This is a genomic window from Bacillus sp. C1 (genome assembly GCF_054570475.1).
In genome coordinates this window covers 40779-64175 of the sequence record NZ_JBTMZT010000011.1, presented here as the reverse complement: position 1 = coordinate 64175, position 23397 = coordinate 40779, and the positions used below count along the sequence as shown (strand labels likewise).

Here is a 23397-nt window from a genome sequence, read left to right as displayed (position 1 = left end):
TTACCATCCCACTTCTAAATAATTGACTTTATTATTATGATTAGACCCCACTTGAGAGAATGCGCCACCTTTAACAATTACATTATCAATAGTAGTGTCCTGTATATTTTCTACTCGTACAGTCCTAGCTTGTACACCATTTACTACTGCCCTAAATGTTTTTTTATCTGTGCTGTAAGCTAACTCGCCAATGTGTAGGTCTGCCCTGGATTCCCAACCGTTTTTATTGTTATATTTAAGCATTCCGCCATGTAAAGACCAATCAAGTGTGAAATAACACCAAATTCCATCTTCCCAGCATTCTGAAACAGCAGGGTATAATATCTCCGCACCTGTTCCGAAGTCAGTTGTAATTCCTTTATTGAAACCACGTATTACAGGATTAACGATACGAAGGTCTTTGTAATATGGTGAATTCGTTCCGTCTTTTGATTTAAACCAGACTCCACGAGAAGACTCCTTATTTTTCCCTTTCCGAATATTTACACCTTCAATGGTAAAATCCTCACAAGTATCATTGAGAATTTGAAAAATAAGTCCGTGACCAATATCATTTCCGATGACTTTTTCAGTTTTGAAATAGGACATATTATTAAACAAACCAAGTTCTTCTAATACGTTTTCAGCCCGTACATTATACGTAATATTGGTGTGGATGACTTTATCAACTGGCGCAATTTCAGCTAAACCCTTCTTCACGTTTTTTAATTTCAGGTTTACATTCACATTGTCACAAGCTGTTAAATCGTAAGGCTTCGCATTTTGATTTGTGAGCGTATTTTTATCAGTGAATACATAAATACCTACTACTGTTGCAATTGATGTCGTAGCGCTACAATCTACCGCTTCTATATTGATTTCTGTATCTTTCACAGCATTTAAAGCGATATACGATTGAGATTCGCCACCATTGATAACTTTTGTATCAACCTTTATATCTTGGCAATGCGACAATACAAATACTTTTGCATCTTTCATCTTTTTAAGATCAAACACGCCACCTTTGAAAGTAATACCCTGTGTTTTATCATATCCACCAATATTCACTGTATCTTTATTAGCGAAAAATGTTGTACTACCGCTTTTTAAAATAAAAAGGGCATTCGGATCAGCTCGAATGTTGATATTACTCGGTATATTCAAATCTCCGATTGTGTATGTTCCTGCTGGAATATCTAATGTCTTTCCGGATGATTCATCTAGCGCCTTTTGGAAAGCTGCATTATCATTTCCATAATAGTCCACGCTGTTATATGGAATCATAGAACGAATCGCTTTTTCTAATGAGCCGTGAATGCCTTTCACCCCTAAGACTTCTTGCTTAATATCATCATAGGCACCCGTAAACTCTAATTCTCTCCATTCTGTTCCTAAACGTAACAGTAAACGCTTTATGGTTTTATCTATAGCGAGAGCTGCCACATCTGTTTTATTATTAGCAACAAAAAAACCTACTCCATCATTGCTACCCTGCGGCACTCCCTTTGCACCTGCTGCATATTTGAAAAATCCTGATTTTCCTGTCAACTCACTGACATCCGCAATTGATAAAGCAAGGCCTGCATCATCTGTTAATTTAATCTGTTGAAACTTATCTGTATTATCCAGCTTCGTTTTCATCTTTTGGTTAAAGTCGCGTAACGTTTTTTCTCCTAATCGCGATGCGGTTACTTCATCAAAGTTAGATGGTGCTGCTGCAAGGAAATCTGAAATCATTTTTTCTACTACATTTAAAACATTCGTATCACCATTTTTTATTAACTCTTGTAATTTAGTAATATCAATGGATTCTTTTTCCGTTAAATTTAAAAGAGCTTGCTGAACCATAACAATAAATTTATTGTTGTTCACAAGCTCTGAATATATATTGTTTATTTCTAAATTCAATTCTTTTCGTTCGTCAGCCGATATACTGCTATCAATGTAATATTGTCGTGATAAACTCAAGTTGATTACTCCTTTCTATAAATAATAAAATCTTGTATTAATCTCACACCAATGGAATGAGGAGGATTCAATTTTGATTTGATTTATACCAGAAACTAAATGTATTTCACCAGCATCTGCATGCCGAACTAAGTTTCTGCCATATTCATCTTCTATATGAAGACCCTTAATAACGATAATCCCCTGTGACACTGCGCCCGGATTGTAAATTGTTAATGAGTCATTAGTAGTAAAGTTGGTGATCTTTACATAACGCGGATCACATTTAATCCGCCATGTTATAGAATGCTGCGCTGGATTGATTTCCATTGTACCGATGTTCTTAAAATTAAACCTTTTATCTTTGAATGTATAATCATAATCATCGTCCCATTCCATTCCCATTCCCCATGCAAATTTATTAGAATCCCATTTTTTTGCATCAAGTGATGTAAAGAGACTTTCACCAAAGCCGTCAGGTATTGAAAACTCAATGATAATTTCATACGTTAAAAAACCAGGATCACGACGAATTGACATATCTTGATACTCAACCCGTCTTCGTATACCTGGTTCTCCAGTATAAATAATATAAAAGTCTTCTAATCTCCCAAATAAAGCATACAACTCATTCCTTTTTTCATATACTCCCTCAATATCTATGGTATCGACAAGGACTCTAAGTTGACATCCGCGTTCGGTATAACTCTTGTTATAATAATGAATACCAAATTTACCATTTATCTTTGTTTTCTGTACTTCTTTTTTGGGAGGATCAACCGCTAATTGTAACGTATCGACATTATAGTCTTTTTTAAGGGAGCAAGTTTTACCATTTTTAAACAGAAGAATTGTATCTACCACAACTCTTAATACCCCCTTTTTAAGAAATTGATATTTTCTGCACGATAATCTTCTTTTCGTACAATTCTTTGCATTGTGCGGCCATCTAAATTAATAGGCTGATCCAAAGTGAGCTGTATAGCGATTGGTTGTTTAGCTTGAATTCCAGCTTCTAATTGTCTATATTGGATTCTATTTGGATCATCTGACAATACTTCTTTCCACTTAGACAGACTATTTACATCGTGAATAGACAAGCCTGCAAAACGTTCCATTTGTTTACCAATATTCATGACAGTATCACGCATACTACCTGGTAAATGCGTAATCCAATCGTTCATCCAGTCCCCATCTATAAAGATTGAGTTGAAATATTTTGTTAATGGATCATCACCTTTGAAACTGAATATCTCTTCTGGTTTAAGAGAACGAATACCGTCAATTGCTCCCGAAACTGTATCTTGTAAAGCATCTCGTACCACAGAATACTGACTCTTGATACCAGAAGCAATTCCATTTGCCATTCGAACGCCTGCAAAAGATAAATTGTCAGGATGTAGTATATTTACAAGAGATTGATAAGCCTTCACACCAAGAACACGGCTCTCATTTTCAGCCATATAAGATGATTTGGCAATACCTACAGCAAACCCTTCACCGAAAGGCATACCACCTTGATCTCTAACAAGCTTCGAAGGAGAGTTTACATCAAGTGTAGCTTTTAACGCTTCAAATGCACCGCGAGCTAATCCCGAAGCAACTTTATTTATGACTGAACCACTTGATTGCATACCATCTATAAAACCTTGAGAGAAACTTTTCCCCACACTGTTCGTACTTACACTATCTAAACCAGATTTCCCTTCTTGAGCAACACTTGATCCACTTGATCTTGCATTACCACTTTGTGAAAAAATACCTCTAGCAAAATCACTACCAGCTTTGGAACCACCGCCGCCATCTGTAGCACTTCCAAGCGTTCCTTCCACACCTGATTTGATACCAGAAGCCGCACCTACAATATTACCTCTATTGCCATTAATCCCTCGTTGCATAATTGAGGTAGAAGATGAACCGCCTCCACCATCTGTTGTTGCCCCTAGGATTCTTTCAAGGCCCAATTTTACATTAGCTCCTGCACCAACCACGCTGCCATGATTATTAGCAATATTATTACGCATCATCATGGTGGAATTATTACCGCCATTATTATCGGTTGTGCTACCAAGTGTATTTTCTACACCTTGTTTGATGTTACTGGCTTCGCCAACCACACTTGGATTGTTTGAAGCGATATTTTGTTTCATCAGAATTGTGGAAGCAAACCCACCCCCACCGTCTGTAGTGAGACCGAGCATTCCCTCGATTCCTAATTTCACTTCACTTGCTGCTTGTATAGGTTGTTGACTGTTCTGTCGGATACCATCGGCAGTAGTTTGCGAAATGTTAGCGCCTTGTTGCGTTGTATCGACATTTGTCTTTTGAACAACAATTTGCCTGATTACTTCAAGTGCTTGATCTATATTTAATTGTCCACTTTGTAAACCTTGTACAAGAGAAGCAATTGTTACTTGACCATTAGGCCCAAGATCATATTTCGTTTTATCATCAAGACTAACTCCAAGTTTTAGAAGTACATCTTCGACACCGATGAAGCCCATTTCCATGCCTGTTTTTAAAGTAGACATGATTTTCGTTCCATCTTGTGCTAAATCTGTAGCCGTTAATTTCGATAGATGTTGTTGAAAGAAAATAAACACAGCGTCAATACCAACTGTGCCTTCTTTTAAACCATTTACAAATTGAGTTGTGGTCATTTTGCCAAGTGGCCCTAAATCTATCTCTAAATTTTTCTTTAAGTCAAGATTTAGTTTTGCTGCTATATCAGTAACATTCATTTGCTTTAAGCCATCGGCAAATGTAGTCATTACTTTAATACCTTCTTGGGTTAGTGGTTTATTACCCATTTCCCCACGCATGGTATTAATAATTGCAATCGCTACATCTTGAACTTTATATTGACCAGACTTAATTCCTTCCACAAATTCTTCTACTTTAATCCAGCCTTGTTCCCCTAAATCAATTGCTTTGCTACCATCTTCAAATGTAAGAGCGATATCATTCGCAATTTCTACTGCTTTCTCACGTGTTGATTGGAAAAGACTATCATAAACGGTATTAGAATTTGAAATTAAAGATTCACCGTATGATTTTACTTCATCAGCACTCTTTTTTCGTAGGTCAGATTCTTTGGCCGCTCTGTCTTGCAGTCTCTTGAATAAATTATCATTCTTACTCTCAATCATTTCAGAGTTTTTAACGTACTCACCAAATCCTCGGCCTTGGATTTTTATTTTTTCGGTTTCAGCCTTCGTAATACCGGTTGTTAAATCCATTTCAATGCCTTTGGATTTCAATACTTCTTGCGCTTGTTGTAACTGTTGTTTATATCCTTCTGTAATCAGAATAGATTGCTCAGAGTATTTTTTATTGATTTGCGCAATAGCAATTTCTTGCCCTTGAGCATCGGCTATTTTACTTTTTGCAAACTCTGTTTCCTTTTGTCTTGCTTTATCTAACTCATTTGTTAATTTGGTATACTCTGAACCTAAATCTTTTACTTTCCCTTGGATTGTCTCGACAGAAGTATTTTGGTTGAAGTCATCCATTGCCTTGCCTATTTTTTGAATTTCGTCCACACTTTTTGAAGCTGCTTTCCCTACTTCAGCATCAATCGATTTTAAAGCTGTAAGAAATACAGATTTATCCGCTGCGGTCATTTTATAAATTTGGCCGTTATATTGCGTGAGTAGACTCTGTATTTTCTCATTTGCCTTGATAACAGCTTCTTCTTGCGCTTTGAATACTTCCATTTGATCATTTACAATTTTATCTTTTGCACGTAAGACCGCTGAATCAGTTTCGCCAGCAAACCAACTATCTAAATGAGCTTGAAATTTTCCTTTATCTTTATTGATCGCTTGAATTGCTTCGTCTGCTAATTTTCCAAATTCATCGTGCGCTCGTTGTACAGCTTCTTTAGCCTTTTCGCCTGTCATGGTCGGAATTTCGTCTAGTGTCTTAAAGGCTTGCTCTTTCATATTTACATAGCCTTCAATGGCTTTTTTTGTACCCTCGCTTACACCGTCACCAAATCTTCTACTATCTTCGTCTGCCTTTTGAGCTTTCTTACCAGCATCAACGAAAGCAAGACCTAATGCACCAAGCCCAATTACAGCTGCACTAATTGTCGCAACAATAGGATTTGCTATAATTGCTCCAACAGCAAAAGAAAGCATACCAAGCGCACTCACTACTCCCATAACTGCTGGTGCTAATAATAATGCTGTGCCATATACCTTTTTAGAACTATCATCTAATCCGTTAAACCAATCAGCTACACCTTTTACACCTTCTTTAAGGGATGGAATAGCTTGATTAGCAATATCCAATATTACTTTTCCAAGCGGTTCTAATGCAAGTTGCAATTCACGAGTGACAGATTTCCACTTTTTTGCACTTGTATCATATCCATCGACCATCTTTTGCATTGCGCCATCATAATTACCAAGACCAGATTCCATATTGTTTAGAGAAAGCATCGTTGTTGCTTCAAGGTCTTCCCATTTTGTTCCAAAAAGCCCTACGCCTATCTGATTTACTTTAATTTGGTCATCTGTTGTTTTTAACTCATTTAGAACAGTATTAAAGACATCTTTTACAGTGCCTTTTCCTTCTAAGAAATCTTTCCACACTTTTTGAGTACCTTCAGATAACTGACCCATCGCATCAGATGTAGCCTTACTACCATCTTTCACACGAATCTGAAACTCTTTCATTACATCGTTCACATAATCGAGATTATAAGCACCATTTTTGCTACCATTAATCAAGATGTTTAACATTTCATCAGCGCTAAATCCCATTTCGTTGAACAATGGACCATATTCACTCAAATTATCAAATAGTTCACCGGAATAATTCAAACCCTTTACAGAACCTTGTGCTAATAAATCAAATGCCTTTTGACCGGATAATCCGAAACGATCCATTAGCTGACTCGCACCACGAGTTACTTCATTTACATCGGATTCCATTGTTTCCGCTAAAATTCCGCTATCTCGTGTTACTTGTTTTAAGGTGTCATCATCGTTAATACTTTGAATATTGCGCTTTACTTTTACAAGAGAATCACTAACACTTTGTAAATCTTCACCGTAACCTTCACGCCATACCTCTTTAGCTACAGCACTGAATTTCAGACTCTCTTCTTTTGTTAAACCAAGACCTGTTTGGACTTTCTTATTTGCTTCTTCGAATTGACCGGCATTAACGACAAGTGCACCAACTCCAGCCGCTGCGCCTACTGCGGCAGCGCCAAAACCTTGGCTGATTCTAGATCCTGTTTCTTGCATCCCGGTTCCAATTTCGTTCATTCGTTCTCGTAATCGTCCAGATACATTGTTTAATTCTGCAATTCTATCCTCAGTATCTCCAAGTTCATTTCGAAATTGATGTAGAGCCGCTTCGGCATTGTTAAAACCAATTGTATTGCGATCAACTTGTACATTTAAACGCTGTAATGATTGTGTACTTTGTCGGTATTCTTGTTGCAACTGTTGATATCGTTCTTGTAATTGCCTAGTTTCTTGAGAATTCGCTCCAAATGTTTGTGTACTTTGCTGAATTTCTTGTTCTAATTGTTGCATGGAAGTTGCTAACTGCTCGCAGTTTTGACGCATTTCTTGTTGTTTTTGTCTTGAGGTTTGCAAAGCTTGCTCATAATGACGCATTTTTTGCGTTTGTCCCTCAATTTTATTGTTTAAATGATTCGCTTTATTTTGTAACTGATCCATCTCTGAACCAACAGCACGCAATTGCTCTGAACTATTTCGAAATTCTGCATCCATGACACGAAGACTACGGTTAATACCAGATACACCACGTTCAAATTGTTCGGTATCTAATCGGACTCGACCACCTATTGTGTTATCACCTAATGCCATTTATTTCACCTACCTTTACAACCACGCCGGCGCTTGATTCGCACTTGTCACTCGATTTGCTTTTTGTTTTCTTCCCAAACAGGTAAAGTAAAACGCAATATCCATTTCATTGATTTGATTTTGTGTCATACCTGCATCCATCAAAAGATTATATATATCTATCACGACTTCGCTGTACTTATTTTTCTTTTCTTCGGTTTCATTTCGAGTTGATTCATCAACTTTTTTTTCGAATCATTCACCGTATCCATCATCTTTATCGCTTCTTCTAAACGTCCCATGATTGTTAAACAAACCGAATAAATTGTAAGAGATAAAAACCATACATGAGTACCATCCACAAATTCTTGCGCGGTAAATTGATTGCCGTATACTCGCGTTATAAAATGTGCTGCCTTTTCAATCGTTTCTTTTGGGACAAGATCAGCTTGCATTTCATCTGCTAATGTAGAAGCTTCAAATGTTGCTGAACCAGGAATAAATTGTGGAAGATAATAATCTTTTGTTCCTTCTGCTGTTTGTAATGTAATTTTCATATCTTTTTCCTCCTAAAATAAATAGGGACAGCAACATGCCATCCCTTTGTTTTCTATTAAGCTCCAGGAGCTGTAACTACTGGTGGTGTTGGTACTGCTTTAAACCAATTCGCTGCAACATTTGCATCAAAACCAACTTCTTCTTCATCTAATCGATGTCTCCAGTTTCCGTCAGATCGTTGAATTGCCTTACCTTTAATTTTAGCGCTTTGGAATGTTGGTTTATCCTCTGCTGTTTTATGCTCATCGCTTGGAAGTTCAAACTTCATTTTGTAATAACATACATATAGATTTTTTCCGTTGTCATACGGCAAACGATATAGTAAAGCTACATAAGGAGGTACATCACTTGTGTTATCAACAACTTGACCTTTTACAAGCTTTTTACCTAGCAGTTCCGCATAAACAGATAAAGGTAATGTATCAACTTCTAATTCAATTTCCGTTCCGCCGAATGCAGACGCCGTTGCTGCTGGTCCACCTTCAGCGTAAAAAGTTACTGATTCTGCTTTAGGTGATGCTTTTCCGCTAACTGTCTTACCAATTCGTTTTGGTGTAGTATAACTAAATTTACCATCAGATGTTTCTGTTAGAATCGCATAATGCAAATCTCTAAAATCGATTGTCATTGCCATATTTCATTTTCCTCCTTAATTAATAATTTCCGTTATAAAACGAAAACCATATCGATAAATTTTTGTATCCATTTCATAATCAGGGAATGTGCTTAAACGCTGAAAAGACAGCTTTTTCATAGCTGCCTGCACTGCATTTTTTAATTGTTCCTTAATAGGTGACATTGACCATATATCCACTTGATACATAACAACGGATGATTTCTCTGTATTTTCAGCATAAAAACCTGGTGATGTATTCAGTTCAGAAAAAGTGATCCATGTATTTGTGCGATCATTTCCTTTCACAAACTGATATACAAATTCCCCACCAATTCCTGCTTTAATTACTGAATCTGTCCGTAAAGCATCGAATACTTCTTTATTTAAATTTCTCATCTTGTTATCGCATCCATAAATGTCTTTTGCATCGCTTGCAACACTTCTTTCTCACATTGAAGCAATGTTTTTTCCACAAATCCTTTATGTGGAGGATTTGGTCTTTTGCTTGTTCCCCAGTTTTGGAATTTCATATAGAAATGTGGAGAACGATCCGCTTTATCCCAACCAATCCGTACATATGATGCGCTCCTTTTCTTAACAACTCTCCCCATTTGAATGGTATCTTTCGCATGTTTTCCATCTCGCCAAGATTCCTTTGGCGTAGGCTTATGGGGTCTAGCGCTTACTGGAGAATTCATTTCCAACTTCTCTTTGAACACTTCAGCGCCAGATTTCAATGCTTTCGCTGTAATTTTAGGCACATCTTGTCCTAAATTTTCTAATTCACGAATCCATTCTTCGATTCCAAAGACTTCTAATTCTGCCAATTGGATCGCTCCTCACAAATAAGGCAAATTTCTTTATGCTGTTCGTCAATATCAATGGATGATTTAATCTCATGTAATTTATCATCATAGCGAACACGCATTGCTGAATTAATACCTTCTCGGTATCGAATTGTAAAGTTTATTAATTTAATAACAAACTCCGCGTTGCCTTTAAAAACTTCTGAATTGAATCCTGAACCAAATGGAGTTGCTGCTTTTGCCCAAACTGTAGCAAACTCCTTCCATTCGGATGGAATTACATTTCCCTCTTCGTCTTTTTCCTCAGACATTTTATATTCAATAACGATACGTTTATTTAATTTTGATGGATTCATTGATTATCACCACTATAGTCTCTTAATTGCAATATAGTAGTTTCTAATGATTGCTTTAAAGCAGGAACATTTAATGATTTATCATGATTCTCATAGTTTAATAGAACATGTGTTATTACTGCTATTTTATATAGAGCCTTTTCACTTTCAAGAACACCAGATTCACGTAAGGATTCTTTTGCACCGTCAATAAGAAGTTGGAGGATCATGTCCTCCTCATTCCCATCAATTTTTAAGCGGTTTTTTATATGTTCTAACATATACTCACCTACGTTCCTGAAACAGTCGTTTTCACTGATAATGCAGTGCTTAACGAAGAAATTAATCCGTTATTTCCCACAACTTGAACTTGATAAGAATATGCTGTATCGCCTGTTAAACCTGTGTCTTTATATATTGCTGTGGCAGACGTTCCTACTTGTTTCCCATTACGGAATATTTGATACTCTTTAATGCCCCCATCATACACAACAGGAGACCAACTGATGTTGGCCGTTGTTACTGTAGTAGAATCAACTTTCAGTCCTGTTGGCGTTTGGGGTGGATTAGGGTGTAGTAACTACTTTTGCAATACGGAATGCCGATTTTAGTTTAATTTTGTGATCTAACCATGCTGTTAAAACAAATAATTCTACACCGCTATCAACATCTTTATCGCGATCATATAGCATATTTAAGTCGTAGTTAAAATGAGAATAGCGGAAATCGCCTACAATCGGATCAGTTGCGTTATCACAGAAAGTAACAGGCTTTCCTAATACTTGTTCTGGTTGAGCATTGTATAATGTTGCGTTTCCGTTTGCTAAGAGTTCAATAATATCTGAGTAATCTTTATATGTCATTAGAACTCTTGCATTGGCACGGAAATCTTCATGTAAATCAGCAATCGAGTCTTTAATTGCTTTTAATTTTGAAGCTGCAGAAACTTCTTTGATTCCTGCTTTATAGAATGACATTGATTCTTCTCCTGCTTTTGGAGTTTTTGCAAATGCAACTTTCTTTTCTTTTGCTGCTAGACCGCTTTGCAAAGCTAAATCTACTGTTTGTACTAAGTTTGTATCTGTACCATTTAAAATAGTCTCTGAAACTTTTGCTTTTACTTTAAGCTTATGACGTCCAAATGTTACAACATCACCTTCTGATTTTATTTCCTTTGCAGTTGCTTCATCCGCTACAAAATCGTCATCATCTAATGTGAAGTTAATCTTTGGAACTTCTAAATTTGTAATATTTGTGAATGTAGAAATATCACGAAGTGGATTTTTCACAAATGGTTCATGTAATAATTCATTTGTTAAAGTAGATGGTAAAAACTTCTCACCGCCTGAATTATTACGATCACCTAAAGCCATTTTTGCTTCTTCAGATACTGAACGCTGACGAATTGCAGCACGAATTAATTCCGCTTTCGCTGAAGTCATACGTGCTTTAGGATCATCACTTTTTAGATTCGGATTTACTTGTTTTTGCTGTAATTCGAATTGCGCTTTTTGCTCTGCTTCCATTGCATCATGTTGTTCTTTAATTACGTTAAAGCGCATTTGTAAATCTTTTTTCGACTGTTGCAATGCCTGAAGATCTTCAATGGTTGCAGAAGGATCAATCGCTCTTTTAGAAAGGTCACTTTCTACTTTTTGCAGTTGTTGACCAATTGTAGTTAAATTTTGTTTTAGTTCGAATAGTGTATTACTTGCAAAGTGTTGTAAATTTCCGATAGATAAACGGAATTTTTGGTTTTTTTGTACATTTTTCATGAGTGAATTCCTCCTAGAATTGTTTTTATATACTCCGCGTTAGCTTTCGCTTCTTCGGCAATCTTTTGTCGCTCTAACATTTCATCTGATGGTATATTAGACTGCATATTTAATAATTGTTGTGGTACATTTTTGTATTGTTTCGCCCACTTTTCCTCCACACATGCAGCAGCAGTATTTGTTGAAATGATTTCATCGCAAAGTCCATATCCTATGGCTTCTTCTGCCGTTAACCAGGTTTCAGCATCCAATAATTTCTTTAATGTATCTGCATTCAACTTATCACCAGCGCGATTTAAATAATATTGAACCATTGATTGATTAATACGCTCGATATCATCAGCCGCTTTGCGTAGCTGTTCAGCATTCCCTACTACATAAGTCCATGCATTGTGGACCATCAACATTGAGTTGGCATACATAACAATCTTGTCTGAAATCATTGGTAATACAGATGCACATGATGCACCTATGCCATCGATGTACGAAATCACTTTTGCTGGATGGCGTTGTAACATTGCAATAATAGCCATTGTTTCAAATACCGATCCGCCTGGACTATTAATATAAAGATTAATAGTCTCAATTCCGTCACCTAGTTCATCTAATCCGTTTTTAAAAGTAATAGAAGATACCTCGCCATACTCTTCCCATGCATACTGTGTAATTTCGCCATAAATAAAAATATCTGCCGATTTACCATTAGCAGATGCTTTCATTTGGAAAAATTTATTCTGCTTCTGTTTCTGTTTTCCCACTATCCTTCACCCCCTTTCGTTGAAGTGGGTCCATATCAATTGGATATAAATCACCTGAGATCCACAATTGAGAAGCCGAACCTCCTTTTGGCGGTTTATCTTCTAATTCACGAACTTCATCCGGCGATAATCCACCACTTCTAAGCATCATTTGATAGAATTGTGTTCTAGCAGCCATATCTCCTCGAAGTAAACCACTCATATTAAATTTAAAGTAATAACCATCTTGTCTCTCTTCTGAATTTAGCAATTTACGATTCATTTCTTGCTCATATTGCCGCACAATAGGCGTTAAAGTCATTTGCACAAACTGAATCATCAACTGTTCATTACTGCTATAACTCAATCCCTCTGTATCATTTAAAAAAGAAGCCGGAACATTAAAAACGTTAGCAACTCGCGAACGGGTAATTCGTTCTGACGCTAACGTATCTGATGCAAAGTATTTTCTATCCATTTCTTCTATAGTTACACCTGGTTCTCTAAATAAAATACCGCCATTTTCTTGATAAAAATGTTTGAAATCATTCACAACTTCTTGTCGTTTTTCTTTATCAATTTGAGCATTATAAGTGAGAATAAAACTATCTTTCTTTTGCATTTCTGACAAACTAAATTCTTGTACGGCCTTATCGTATTCTAAAGTATTTCGTAAAACATCAATTGGACTAATACCTTTCCATCTCGAAACACCTGTGATGTGTTTGACATGAAACATATTCATATTGTGGATGTAATAAGTACCGTCAATTCCACGCACTTCATACCATAAATTGTTGTCATCTGTGTTTAAAAATGATGTTACATAAGCTGAATCAATTGGAATTAGAGCTTTCGGCTGCATTCTGATATCTCTCATAATGGCTGCATATCCATTTCCTGTTTCATTTCTAGATACTTCAATTTTGTTAATCCAATCGTACCCAGACATATTAGGGTTTGGATTATTAATAACTACATCAGCCGCTTGATTAAGTTTTACATCATAATCCTGATAAAGTTTCAAAGGTAATGATGATAATGTGTTCGATAATCGACTAATTACACTGAAAATCGTCTCATTTGTAGCTAATTTTGCATTATCAATACCCCAAAACTTCCTTCCAGCCCATGAAGAAAAGTTGAATCCAGTACCTTTCCATCCGGCAGCCGCACCTTTTAATGCTCCTTTCACACGATTGAGAAAATTCAAATTCTCACCGCCTTTCTAATTAAAGAGATCACTAACTGATACAAATTTAATATTTCCATTACCTTGTGGTTGAGAAAGCATTGGTATGACTTCTGTATGAGCATTCAAAAACGCGGCAAAACCATCAATCTTTCGATATTTGCTCTGTTTAGAGGGTAAAAAATTACCATTTCTGTCTTCCACAAGTTTCACATTATTCATATACCAACGGAAAAGACGATTCTTGTTGCTTATCACTTTTCCATCCAATAATAATTCCTTCACATCTTTCAATGCTGGACTTAATGTTAAATGTCCCTGTCGAACTGGTTCTGTTTCAAAACCATATGTCTTCAAATCTTCATTTAAACGATAAGCATTTGCGGGATCATAAGTGATTTTTTTTATGAGATATTGTTCGGATTGTTCAATAAACCAATCATAAACATACTCATATTTCACATATTCACCAGGGATAATGGTTAGCCATCCTTTTTCTTTAAACTCTTTAAAATCAATGTTTTCATTATCACGATCCACTTTAGCTTGTGGAACCCAACTATGGGATAAAACAAAAACATTCCCATCATCTAATGGGAATTCTAAACAAGCACTTGTAAAATCTTCTGTTGAAGATAAATCATAACCAGCAACACATTCTTTACCAGATAATTCTTTTATGTCAAAAACTTCTTCATTTCTTTTTAATATTTCAATACCCACAAAGGACATTTCATCGTTATCAACAAAAATATTAAATTGCTTTGTAATCCAGTCGTTCTTTTCTGCTGCTGTATGCTTGTCTGTGTTCCAATCATCGATAAGAGATGGAAGATCCAACGAAACTCCCATATTTGGATTTGCTTTAATCCACAATTCTGGATTCTCAATCTCATCCACACTGTCCATTTCAGCCATGAAATAAAACTTTCTATCTTGATCGATAACACCTTCTAAAACATCAGTTGCAATCTCATAGTATTGAACAAGTGGTCCTTCAAGTTGATATCCTGCCGTAGTGATATACACTATCATTGGTTGCTTTCGTGCACCACGTGACTTTTTAATAACATTGATTAACTTAAAGTTTTTAAATTCATGTATTTCATCAAAAATACCAAGATGTGTATTCAATCCATCTAATTTCTTACTATCAGATGCACGAGGTTCAATTTTAGAATGGGTTTTATCATAAAAAATACCTTTCTGGTTTTCACGTAGATGCTTCCGAAGAAATGGTGACTTTTGAACCATTGCACGACTTTCATCAAAAAGTTCTCCAGCTTGTTGTTTTGTATTAGCCAAAACATAAACACGAGCCCCTGGTTCATTATCTTTAGCAACAGCATAATTAGATAGACCAGAAATCATTGTTGTTTTTCCGTTTTTACGGCTAATAAAAATAAGGCCCTCACGAAAGCGCCTATAACCAGTATCTTTATGAACCCATCCATATAAAGAGCCAATAACAAAATGTTGCCACGGCTGAAGAACTAAACTTTTATAGTCTCCTTTTGACGGACAACAAAATTTTTCAATATAACGAATTGGACGATGAGCCTTTTCAGCATCGAACACCCAAGGAAATTCCTCAGTCCCTTGTCTCTTTAAGTCATTTAAATGTCGTTGACAAGACATAATATTTTTCTTGCTAGCTTTTATGTTGCCTTGAACAACTTGCTCTGCATACCACGTTGTTTTTAATTCAGGAGATGGATTTGCCAAAATGTAAAAATGTTTTATTTGTTCGTTACGCCAATTTTTATACCACTTAGCTATTTCAGATGGCTTAGAAGTCGTTGAAATCATCTTCAGAATCTCCGGTTAATTCTTCCTGAAGTTTTTTACGACTTGCTCCAGTCAATCCGAGTTCTCCTAAATATTGACGAATCTGCTGTAAATACTTAGGTATCTCTGGTATCAAAGTATGCTTAGTCAAGTTTGTAGCACCTGCTTTATTCGTATACTCCATTGTCAGCCCTTCTTTCTTAACATTAGCTGCCATCTCCCTAAACATTTGATAACTGAAAGCAATTGCTTCAACTACAATTGGATCATTGATTTCAGCCTTTCCTTCCCCTTCTAGAACGGCCCAAATACGAATCCAAGTATCTTTCCCTACCTTTTTCAAATGAGTAGGGGGCTTCCTCTCAATTAATCCTTTATCCACGATATCACCCCACTTACATTTTATGGATAAAAATTATTTATTCTGAACTGAAAATTAACTATTTCCATAGGTTACCCCCCTTTAGAAGAACCACTTGCGCTGCACACGACGGTGCCGACCGGTCTTCCGGATTCTGAAAAAAATATTTTAAAAGGTGGGGGGGATTATATTAATTCTTTATTTGCCTTAACTTTTAAAATTGGAATGTTTCTTTTTTTCTTTTTATTCTTTTCCCCTCCACCCTTTTCAGGATGTTCTTTGTTGTGACATGGATTGCATAGGCTGATTAAATTTTCTAATGTTAATGCGAGTTCAGGATTTTCGCTTCTTTCTTTGATATGATGAACCATATCAGCAGGAGTAATGATGTTATGCTTTAAACACTCTTGGCAAAGATAGTTGTCTCTTATCAAAGCTAAATGTCTACAGTCACGCCAAGCTTTGCTATTGTAGAACTTCTTTGCTCCCTTGTCTCGCTTGTGTTTGTCATAGAACTTACGATTCTGTTGTTTGGTATTGTATTCATTCATAGCATCTTGTCCGCCTACTTAATGTAGGTACCGTCTGAATCAATCGCAAAGTCAATACCTGTAAAGTATATACAGTATTGATTGCACCGTTCTTCTTCAATAGGTTCCAAGTCTTGTAATATCCTTGCTTCATTGATACTTAGCTTACCTTCTCTAATTTTCTTTTCGATGAGTTCAGCCTTCTTCATCTATCTCACTCCTTTTAATCTCGATCTATCAATTACCCATGTCTTACCGATCTTCTTTGCTACAATCTTTTCTTGAGCGCAAAGGTTCTTAACATATCCAGGTGATACATTAAGAATAGATGCAGCTTCATGTACACCGATTGTATTATGAAAGAATGTATTCATTAATAACCACCAGCAAACCGAATCATTTCAGCTTCCATAATTCTTTTACGATGTTCAACTACATTCGGATCACAGTTGTTGATTACTACGACATGTTTATTTACCTTAGTTAAATCCATTGTTACTGCATACATATCCTTAGTTGTATCATGAACCTGTACATCTTGCTTTAGCTTTAACGCTTCAATTAGTTCCTCAGTTGAGAACTTAGATAAGACTTCTAACACATCTTTATGTTCTACCTTTTCTATGTAAACTCCATTTGATTGAGGTTTCATGTACAGACTACTATGTTTACATTTAAGACATGGCACTATAACATCCACACATACAGTTGAACTAAATGCATACTTACAGTTGCGACATTCGTAATTGTATAATCCCTTACTCATCTATCTTCACTCCCTACCTAAAATATTTGAACTCCACTTCTTCTTCCACAATAGGATGATTGTGCTGTATGATCTTCGTGTTAAGCAATTTCTCATCTGGTTCTATATGTTCAATATGGATATAAGAACTATGTATATTATTATGTTCTCCCGTCTTCCAATCAAAGCTAACTCTTATCTTCTTGTTTAGTTTTTGACCTTTGTAAAGTACAACAGGAACATCATTGATGTCTGATTGTACAATTTGTAATAAAGGTTCTTCACTAGCTTTTATATCATTCGATTGTTTGTACTTAGCTAACTTAAACACATCTACAAACGCACCGGTACATTTCGGACAAACAGTTATTTCTTGATACTCATCTTTTGGCGATTGATATGTTTTAATTTGATAGTCACAAGCTAAACAACATCTCAAAATATTACTCATCTATCTTCACTCCTTACCATTCTCCTAATAACTCACGTAACTTCGGATGTCTCCATTCATAACCTCTATACCCCAATGAATTCTTGTCATAAGGACTTACAACTAACTCTTCTCCCCAATCAAGACTCAATATACGTCTTATGTCTTCAAGTGTAACTGTGCCATTAGATTGTTGTCGCTTTAGACTCTCACGCCAATTAACTAATGTATTGATTAAGTAATGGCTGGTCATTACTCTCACCTCTTATCAATCTAATTCTTTAACTTCTTTTGCTTTGAGGAATTGAATCATGATTAGTACACCAACTATCAATCCTGTTCCACATCCAAGAAAGTAACTAAACCAATTCATCCCATCACTTCCTCTTCAAAATAAAATAAGACGTCAAACCGATAAAGGTAACGCCTAGAATGATTGCTATTGGTTTAATCATAACTTAAATATGACATCCTCTTTTCATGGAATTAATACTCTGTGCAATATCCGAAGCTACTACTTTGCCATCTAACACAAGACCAACCCTAGTATTCACTTCTTCCAATTTCTCCAATATAGCTATACATTTATTAACTGATGTAGTTAACTCACTAATGTTTTCATTCGCTTCTTTTGTATCAACATTCACTTGAATTGTTAATTCTTTTGAACTATCTTTTTCAATCTGTTTTTTTAACAAAGAAAATGGTTTTGAATGCGTTGGACCACCACATCTCACACAAGATATCCCCTCAAGAAGTCTGCTCCCAAACATAAAAGTACGACAATTCACATCCATACATTCGATTTGTATATTCATCATTCATCACCCTCCACAATTAAATGTTCAATCCCTTTTACACCTTCATCATCTACATGCATTGTTACTCTTCTTAAAATTTGGATTACATCATCCAACGTTTGGATTTGATTTGGATCAATCTTGTATCTATGTCAAGGTTCGAGTACTAGCGGTTTTGATTCAATACCCTTGCCAATTTCACAAAATATCTTTTCTTCGAAACTACTCATCCTTCATCCTCCTCCAAAATAAAAAGCACCCTAATGGATGCTTTATGATTAATTATTATTTTTAATTTAAATACGGTACATGAAGTTTCATCCTTCTCTCAGTCACCTAATGCTGTTTTATACAGCTTTACATCATTCTGTATTAAGTAACTGAGAGAAGAGCAAAAGCTCTCCTCATTACCGGTATCATTCAATCAGTACCACCTGCTGGTTACGGATTTTATGCGCCGCTATTATGAAGCCGTTTTAAAAATTTATAAAGTAATCTTTATGAAGAACGTTTTCCGCCATTATTCACAATACAAATATAACACGCTTAAAATTCAATTTCGTCCGCAAATAGTTCGCGAATCCTCCGCAAATAGTTCGCTATTTCTCAAACCAAAAACCACTATCAATAACATAGTGGCTTCAATACTATTATTTACATTTTATAAACCTTATCTAAGCTTTCTGCTATCTTATCTAAAGCCTGAGGTATCTTTTGAAGTTGATAATCCCTTTTTAATTGCTCATTTGGATATGCTAAAGTTGCTCCCGTTGGCTCTAAATTTATCATAAATTTATTTTTGTATGTTTTACCAGTTAAATCCTTGTATACAATTTCTCCGTTTGTAGTGTATGAGCTTTTTCTATCTGCGAAACTATCATTTAAAATAGTTAAAGGATATGCAACTGTTTCATTAGGTTGTATCGGTAATCCCTTTATAATATCAAACATAACTTGTCCGTGATGTAGTTTGATATTATTGTCAGCTTCCACTTTTTCTATAACAGCTAGTGTATTCCCACTATTTTTAACACCAATTTGTACAATATCATATCGATCATAATTTAGTACCAAGGTAAGATAAGGTCTTTCTTTATCTTTTTGGCTTTTTATTACCCTAGCTGCAATGATACCTGAGATAGAAGCTGCTACGACAGATGAAGATGAAATTGCTAAAGTGTATTCTTTTACGTAAACACTAAAAATTGCGCCACCGAGAGCAACAATCATTAAAATGAAGTTGAATCCAATTATGAGTTCAAAACTTGTTATAAAATTTCTTAGTCTTTTAAACACGATTTCACCTCCTTGCCTTTACATTATACAACTAAATCAACTTTAAGGATTATTTCATCACATATCTTTTCTTATTATTTTCAACTTTTTTACGTGATTTTTAATATTTCAGATTAATAATTTCAAAAAATGAATTCGCTACAAACTATATTGTGTTGAATTAAGCCATCTCGTTTCCCCTTAGATACATCAAGCTTTTTAACATATCACTAAAATGAATTTGACACTTTTCTTTTGTAGTTAATTCAAAAATACATAAAAAAATATATAGTCTTAGATTTTAAACTTTTTTTGATAATCATTCAATGTATCTTGCTCAATTCCGATATATCTTAATGTTTCTTTTTGGTCTGTATGATTTAGCATTCTTTGTAAAACGACAACATCTTTAAACTGTTTATAATGATGATAACCATAGGTTTTACGAAGTGAGTGAGTACCGATTCGTTCTAAACCAAATTTTTGTGCTGCTTGATTCAATATGACATATGCCATCGATCTAGTAATTGGTTTGTTCTTTCCATTCCTACTCTTAATTAGAAATTCATTTTTAGGTTTCCCTTTCGAATATTCTCGTAATGCTTTCTTTAATTCAGATGGCATCTTTACTTCTTTTACCTTCTTTGTTTTCTTTTCACGAATAAAGATACTCCATCCCTCTACATCTCGAACTCGCAAACGTAAGATGTCCGAAATACGTAAGCCTGTATTAATACCAAGAAGGAACAGAATGTAATTACGTTCATTCTGTCCCTTGAAATATTCTTTTATTTCTTGAATCGTTTCCTTATCTCGAATTGGTTGAACAAGATTCATGCACCCTGCACCTCTTTTTGTCTAGGTTTCTTTTTATATACTTCTTTTTTTAAATTAAAAGCCAAACGCAATATGGCCTGTCCTTTGATCTCATAGTACTTTGTTTTTCCTATCCCAAGTTCCAACCAAATATCTGGATCATATCCTGGTACATCTTCCATAAAGAATTTGATAATAATTTTCCTTTCATCATCTCTCAAGCGATTTACCGCAGCATGAACCCAATTCATGAATTCATTTCTTTCTTGCTCATACTCTACCCTTTCAATTGCAATATTCTCAGTCGAACTATTAAATTCATTTGTAACTGATGGAGGAACAATAGAATATGACGGTGTCACTTTTGGTAGCAAATCACAGGGCATTGTTACTAAATATATACGATAATATTCAAATACTTTTTCAACTTCTTGTTTTGTTCGTTTACCATCTACAATTGGCATTTTAAATGATAATTGTTTATTCATATTAAATTCCTCCATTATTTTATTTTTGTCTCAATGCTCCACGTCTACGCTCATAACGTGGTCCACGAATTCCCATTAACTCTTCAATCTCACGAGTGCTTAACTTCTCTTTTCTTTTTTTCTTATTTTTCTTTTTTGCTTGGTTCGCTTGTTTTTTCCATTCACGTAATTGATCTTTAAGTGCTTTCATTTTCCCATCTCCCTTTTTAAAATAAAAAGGACACCATTTCTTAAAACAGCTGTAATTGCTGTTCTAAAAATTGGTGTCCTCTAGTTTTCTAGCCGGACTGTATTCATTTTTCGACTCGGAGTTTGTCTAATAATTTCGTTTTTTATTCATTCTGCTGATACATTAATCCTGTTACAATAAATGTATCATTGCTATCTGAAAAAGCGGCTCGTCCCCAACGAGTTGCTTTTTCTTTTTTATTTTAAAAATCCAGCTTGTACAAAGATATTTCTCCAAGCATTGTCAACTTGATATTTATCAACTGCCTTTGCACGACGAGCAATAGCTTTCTTTATTTTTCTTTTCTTTAAATTGGGCATTTCTCCTAACCTCTCTTTCTATTCAAAAGATTATTTATTCAATAGTTCATTTACACCTTTCTCTAAAAAGTATTCTTCTGTTTCTTTAGATAAAATAAAATCATTCCTACGGGTTAATTTATCCTCCTTAATCACATCAATTAAAAAATCACTCACTATATTTTTTCCGTCAGTATCGATCCCTGCCATTGTCATAATCTCGTATTTTTTTCTACGTATTAAAGCTGACAGATCCAACAACTCTTCATAAAGTTCCATTCTTTTCTTATCAATAATTGTTTTTTCAATTAAACTTAATTTTTCTTTGCTCATATTATTTACCTCTTTCTATTCAAAGGATTATTTTGTTGAAATCATTTCATTTAATGCTCCGTATTTTGCATTAGCTGTTTTAATCCATAAATCAACACGTTCCTTATTCTGATCAATTCTTATTTTTGCTTTTTCAATGGCAAACCGTTTTTTAAAGCTGTTTGTGATTCCGAAACCAGTAGTTAGTTCAGATACTACATGCATACACAAATATTCATCGAAATGAGTAATTAAATGTACCCCATTGTATTCACCTAAGTATTCACCTTCTGCTTTGTGCATTGATCGTGCAAATCCTAAATTAACTGGTATCCAAAATGGGAATACACTCCCTATTTTCAGCTCGTTAATCATTTCCCTCTTCCTCCCCTGAATAAAACTCAATATTCCGTCAATACTGTAGACAACCCATTAAGTTACTTTCTCCTTGTTCCCCCTTGGAGAACCGAGCAGTTAGCTTTTGCTAGCTGCTCTTTTATTTCGTTCCTGCTCTTGTTTCTTGAAGAATTCTTTGACTGCGTTTTCCCAATAAGTACACATATCCATTCCCCTTTTCTACAAAATGAAATTTTTGTTTGAATAACTACTTCGTAATATTGTTTTCTTGAGATTTTCCAATATATTTTAACGAACTCGAAACCAATTTTCGTAAATATGGGATATCGCTAATAGTTATATCTATATGTCCATAAAGCATTGACACAACCCTCGGCATAATCACCAATACCGTGATACTCATTTCTCGTTCACCATTAGCATAATCTTTTTCTAAATCATCTAATGTTGTATAAGATCCATGCACTCCACTTGTTGATAATACACACCAATTCCGCTCATTCGCCTCTCCATCCGGGAATATCTCCTTTAGTTGATTGATACTTTCAAGACGTTGATTCTGATAATAGTTACTCATTTTAATGCCCCCTTTTATTAATAAACCATCCCTAATTTACCGATTTAAACATATTCTAGTCAAATAGCGTTTTTGTTCAAATCCTTCACGCCTCATGAAAAAATCACATATGGTATCACGTACTCTTTTACATTAAGAGTTTTGGTCCGAAGAGCACTTATATATGGTGCTCTTTTTGGTATGGAATGTGAAATAGAGGCTTGCTCTTAAAGCCCTTTATGTAATTTTTATAGGTTTTTTCCTTATACCCGTGTGTCTGTTTACTCATAAGTTGTTAAAGTATAAATATAAATTGGTAGTTAATTTATAAGGGAGGTGTAAAAATGAGTAAATTTAAAAAGAATTGTCACATACCCTTTCCATGTGCCTTTCCTTTGCCTCAAATAGGGCCTACTGGAATAACTGGAGCGACAGGATTTACTGGGCCAACCGGAATAGCCGGAGCAACAGGACCTTCAGGTGGACCTCCAGGACCTACTGGGCCAACCGGAATAACTGGAGCAACAGGACCTTCAGGTGGACCTCCAGGACCTACTGGGCCAACCGGAATAACCGGAGCAACAGGACCTTCAGGTGGACCTCCAGGACCTACTGGGCCAACCGGAATAACCGGAGCA

Annotated in this window: 30 protein-coding genes and 1 pseudogene; 1 reads left to right on the top strand and 30 read right to left on the bottom strand. The window is 35.4% G+C overall.

Annotated features, from left to right (window positions below):
- The 30 genes from ACX5JI_RS21645 to ACX5JI_RS21500 all read right to left on the bottom strand — a co-directional run bounded on the left by ACX5JI_RS21645 (position 1) and on the right by ACX5JI_RS21500 (position 22780).
- Positions 1 to 1947 (bottom strand): pectate lyase family protein, encoded by a 1947-nt coding sequence (locus tag ACX5JI_RS21645; protein ID WP_459503084.1) that lies wholly within the window; start codon positions 1945 to 1947, stop codon positions 1 to 3.
- A gap of 15 nt (positions 1948 to 1962) precedes the next feature.
- Positions 1963 to 2790, bottom strand: a complete 828-nt coding sequence (locus ACX5JI_RS21640) for a phage tail domain-containing protein (RefSeq protein ID WP_459503083.1) — start codon at positions 2788 to 2790, stop codon at positions 1963 to 1965.
- A 5-nt stretch (positions 2791 to 2795) separates the two neighbouring features.
- On the bottom strand, positions 2796 to 7775 hold the full coding sequence (locus ACX5JI_RS21635; protein ID WP_459503082.1) for a phage tail tape measure protein: 4980 nt from the start codon (positions 7773 to 7775) through the stop codon (positions 2796 to 2798).
- A gap of 161 nt (positions 7776 to 7936) precedes the next feature.
- Positions 7937 to 8311 carry a phage tail assembly chaperone G gene (gene gpG / locus ACX5JI_RS21630; RefSeq protein WP_459503081.1) on the bottom strand — a complete coding sequence of 125 codons (375 nt, stop codon included), beginning with the start codon at positions 8309 to 8311 and terminating at the stop codon, positions 7937 to 7939.
- Positions 8312 to 8367: 56 nt separating this feature from the next.
- Positions 8368 to 8946, bottom strand: coding sequence for a major tail protein (locus ACX5JI_RS21625; RefSeq protein ID WP_459503080.1), 579 nt, complete (start codon positions 8944 to 8946; stop codon positions 8368 to 8370).
- A 15-nt stretch (positions 8947 to 8961) separates the two neighbouring features.
- Complete coding sequence (gp17, locus tag ACX5JI_RS21620) at positions 8962 to 9324, bottom strand: tail completion protein gp17 (RefSeq protein ID WP_459503079.1); 363 nt, start codon at positions 9322 to 9324, stop codon at positions 8962 to 8964.
- Positions 9321 to 9755, bottom strand: coding sequence for an HK97-gp10 family putative phage morphogenesis protein (locus tag ACX5JI_RS21615; RefSeq protein ID WP_459503078.1), 435 nt, complete (start codon positions 9753 to 9755; stop codon positions 9321 to 9323). Before ACX5JI_RS21615 ends, gp17 begins: the two co-directional genes overlap by 4 nt.
- On the bottom strand, positions 9743 to 10090 hold the full coding sequence (locus tag ACX5JI_RS21610; protein ID WP_459503077.1) for a phage head closure protein: 348 nt from the start codon (positions 10088 to 10090) through the stop codon (positions 9743 to 9745). Before ACX5JI_RS21610 ends, ACX5JI_RS21615 begins: the two co-directional genes overlap by 13 nt.
- The gene (locus tag ACX5JI_RS21605; protein ID WP_459503076.1) at positions 10087 to 10350 is read right to left on the bottom strand and encodes a head-tail connector protein; all 264 of its coding nucleotides are present in this window, start codon (positions 10348 to 10350) and stop codon (positions 10087 to 10089) included. The genes ACX5JI_RS21610 and ACX5JI_RS21605 overlap by 4 nt, the downstream gene beginning before the upstream one ends.
- Positions 10351 to 10358: 8 nt before the next feature.
- The gene (locus ACX5JI_RS21600) at positions 10359 to 10613 is read right to left on the bottom strand and encodes a fibronectin type III domain-containing protein (RefSeq protein WP_459503139.1); all 255 of its coding nucleotides are present in this window, start codon (positions 10611 to 10613) and stop codon (positions 10359 to 10361) included.
- Positions 10614 to 10635: 22 nt separating this feature from the next.
- The gene (locus tag ACX5JI_RS21595; protein WP_459503075.1) at positions 10636 to 11844 is read right to left on the bottom strand and encodes a phage major capsid protein; all 1209 of its coding nucleotides are present in this window, start codon (positions 11842 to 11844) and stop codon (positions 10636 to 10638) included.
- Positions 11841 to 12563: a head maturation protease, ClpP-related gene (locus ACX5JI_RS21590; RefSeq protein ID WP_459503138.1), complete on the bottom strand. Its 723-nt coding sequence runs from the start codon at positions 12561 to 12563 to the stop codon at positions 11841 to 11843. The genes ACX5JI_RS21595 and ACX5JI_RS21590 overlap by 4 nt, the downstream gene beginning before the upstream one ends.
- 10 nt (positions 12564 to 12573) lie before the next feature.
- The gene (locus tag ACX5JI_RS21585; RefSeq protein ID WP_459503074.1) at positions 12574 to 13794 is read right to left on the bottom strand and encodes a phage portal protein; all 1221 of its coding nucleotides are present in this window, start codon (positions 13792 to 13794) and stop codon (positions 12574 to 12576) included.
- 15 nt (positions 13795 to 13809) lie between these two features.
- Entirely contained in the window at positions 13810 to 15582 is a 1773-nt protein-coding gene (locus ACX5JI_RS21580) for a terminase large subunit (RefSeq protein ID WP_459503073.1), read from the bottom strand.
- Positions 15563 to 15943 carry a phage terminase small subunit P27 family gene (locus ACX5JI_RS21575; protein WP_459503072.1) on the bottom strand — a complete coding sequence of 127 codons (381 nt, stop codon included), beginning with the start codon at positions 15941 to 15943 and terminating at the stop codon, positions 15563 to 15565. The genes ACX5JI_RS21580 and ACX5JI_RS21575 overlap by 20 nt, the downstream gene beginning before the upstream one ends.
- A 164-nt stretch (positions 15944 to 16107) precedes the next feature.
- A complete protein-coding gene (locus ACX5JI_RS21570; protein ID WP_459503071.1) occupies positions 16108 to 16473 on the bottom strand; it encodes an HNH endonuclease in 366 nt (121 codons plus the stop codon).
- Positions 16474 to 16487: 14 nt separating this feature from the next.
- On the bottom strand, positions 16488 to 16661 hold the full coding sequence (locus tag ACX5JI_RS21565; protein WP_459503070.1) for a hypothetical protein: 174 nt from the start codon (positions 16659 to 16661) through the stop codon (positions 16488 to 16490).
- A complete protein-coding gene (locus tag ACX5JI_RS21560; RefSeq protein WP_459503069.1) occupies positions 16662 to 16826 on the bottom strand; it encodes a helix-turn-helix domain-containing protein in 165 nt (54 codons plus the stop codon). It lies immediately after the preceding gene.
- The gene (locus ACX5JI_RS21555; protein WP_459503068.1) at positions 16826 to 17104 is read right to left on the bottom strand and encodes a hypothetical protein; all 279 of its coding nucleotides are present in this window, start codon (positions 17102 to 17104) and stop codon (positions 16826 to 16828) included. Before ACX5JI_RS21555 ends, ACX5JI_RS21560 begins: the two co-directional genes overlap by 1 nt.
- A 127-nt stretch (positions 17105 to 17231) precedes the next feature.
- Positions 17232 to 17648 (bottom strand): hypothetical protein, encoded by a 417-nt coding sequence (locus ACX5JI_RS21550; protein ID WP_459503067.1) that lies wholly within the window; start codon positions 17646 to 17648, stop codon positions 17232 to 17234.
- Between the two features lie 13 nt (positions 17649 to 17661).
- A complete protein-coding gene (locus ACX5JI_RS21545; RefSeq protein ID WP_459503066.1) occupies positions 17662 to 17880 on the bottom strand; it encodes a hypothetical protein in 219 nt (72 codons plus the stop codon).
- A gap of 205 nt (positions 17881 to 18085) precedes the next feature.
- A complete protein-coding gene (locus tag ACX5JI_RS21540) occupies positions 18086 to 18448 on the bottom strand; it encodes a hypothetical protein (protein ID WP_459503065.1) in 363 nt (120 codons plus the stop codon).
- Positions 18449 to 19081: 633 nt separating this feature from the next.
- Positions 19082 to 19723 (bottom strand): DUF8453 domain-containing protein, encoded by a 642-nt coding sequence (locus tag ACX5JI_RS21535; RefSeq protein WP_459503064.1) that lies wholly within the window; start codon positions 19721 to 19723, stop codon positions 19082 to 19084.
- A 273-nt stretch (positions 19724 to 19996) separates the two neighbouring features.
- On the bottom strand, positions 19997 to 20539 hold the full coding sequence (locus ACX5JI_RS21530; RefSeq protein ID WP_459503063.1) for a tyrosine-type recombinase/integrase: 543 nt from the start codon (positions 20537 to 20539) through the stop codon (positions 19997 to 19999).
- Complete coding sequence (locus tag ACX5JI_RS21525) at positions 20536 to 21006, bottom strand: ArpU family phage packaging/lysis transcriptional regulator (RefSeq protein ID WP_459503062.1); 471 nt, start codon at positions 21004 to 21006, stop codon at positions 20536 to 20538. Before ACX5JI_RS21525 ends, ACX5JI_RS21530 begins: the two co-directional genes overlap by 4 nt.
- A 19-nt stretch (positions 21007 to 21025) precedes the next feature.
- Entirely contained in the window at positions 21026 to 21196 is a 171-nt protein-coding gene (locus ACX5JI_RS21520; RefSeq protein ID WP_459503061.1) for a hypothetical protein, read from the bottom strand.
- A gap of 236 nt (positions 21197 to 21432) precedes the next feature.
- Positions 21433 to 21555, bottom strand: coding sequence for a DUF3983 domain-containing protein (locus ACX5JI_RS21515; RefSeq protein ID WP_459503060.1), 123 nt, complete (start codon positions 21553 to 21555; stop codon positions 21433 to 21435).
- Between the two features lie 30 nt (positions 21556 to 21585).
- Positions 21586 to 21867, bottom strand: a complete 282-nt coding sequence (locus tag ACX5JI_RS21510) for an MFS transporter (protein WP_459503059.1) — start codon at positions 21865 to 21867, stop codon at positions 21586 to 21588.
- A 27-nt stretch (positions 21868 to 21894) separates the two neighbouring features.
- Complete coding sequence (locus ACX5JI_RS21505; protein ID WP_459503058.1) at positions 21895 to 22221, bottom strand: hypothetical protein; 327 nt, start codon at positions 22219 to 22221, stop codon at positions 21895 to 21897.
- A gap of 229 nt (positions 22222 to 22450) precedes the next feature.
- Positions 22451 to 22780, bottom strand: a complete 330-nt coding sequence (locus tag ACX5JI_RS21500; protein WP_459503057.1) for a hypothetical protein — start codon at positions 22778 to 22780, stop codon at positions 22451 to 22453.
- Positions 22781 to 23103: 323 nt separating this feature from the next.
- On the opposite strand from ACX5JI_RS21500, the pseudogene ACX5JI_RS21495 reads away from it, so the two are divergent.
- Positions 23104 to 23397: pseudogene (locus ACX5JI_RS21495) on the top strand (BclA C-terminal domain-containing protein); the annotation flags it as partial.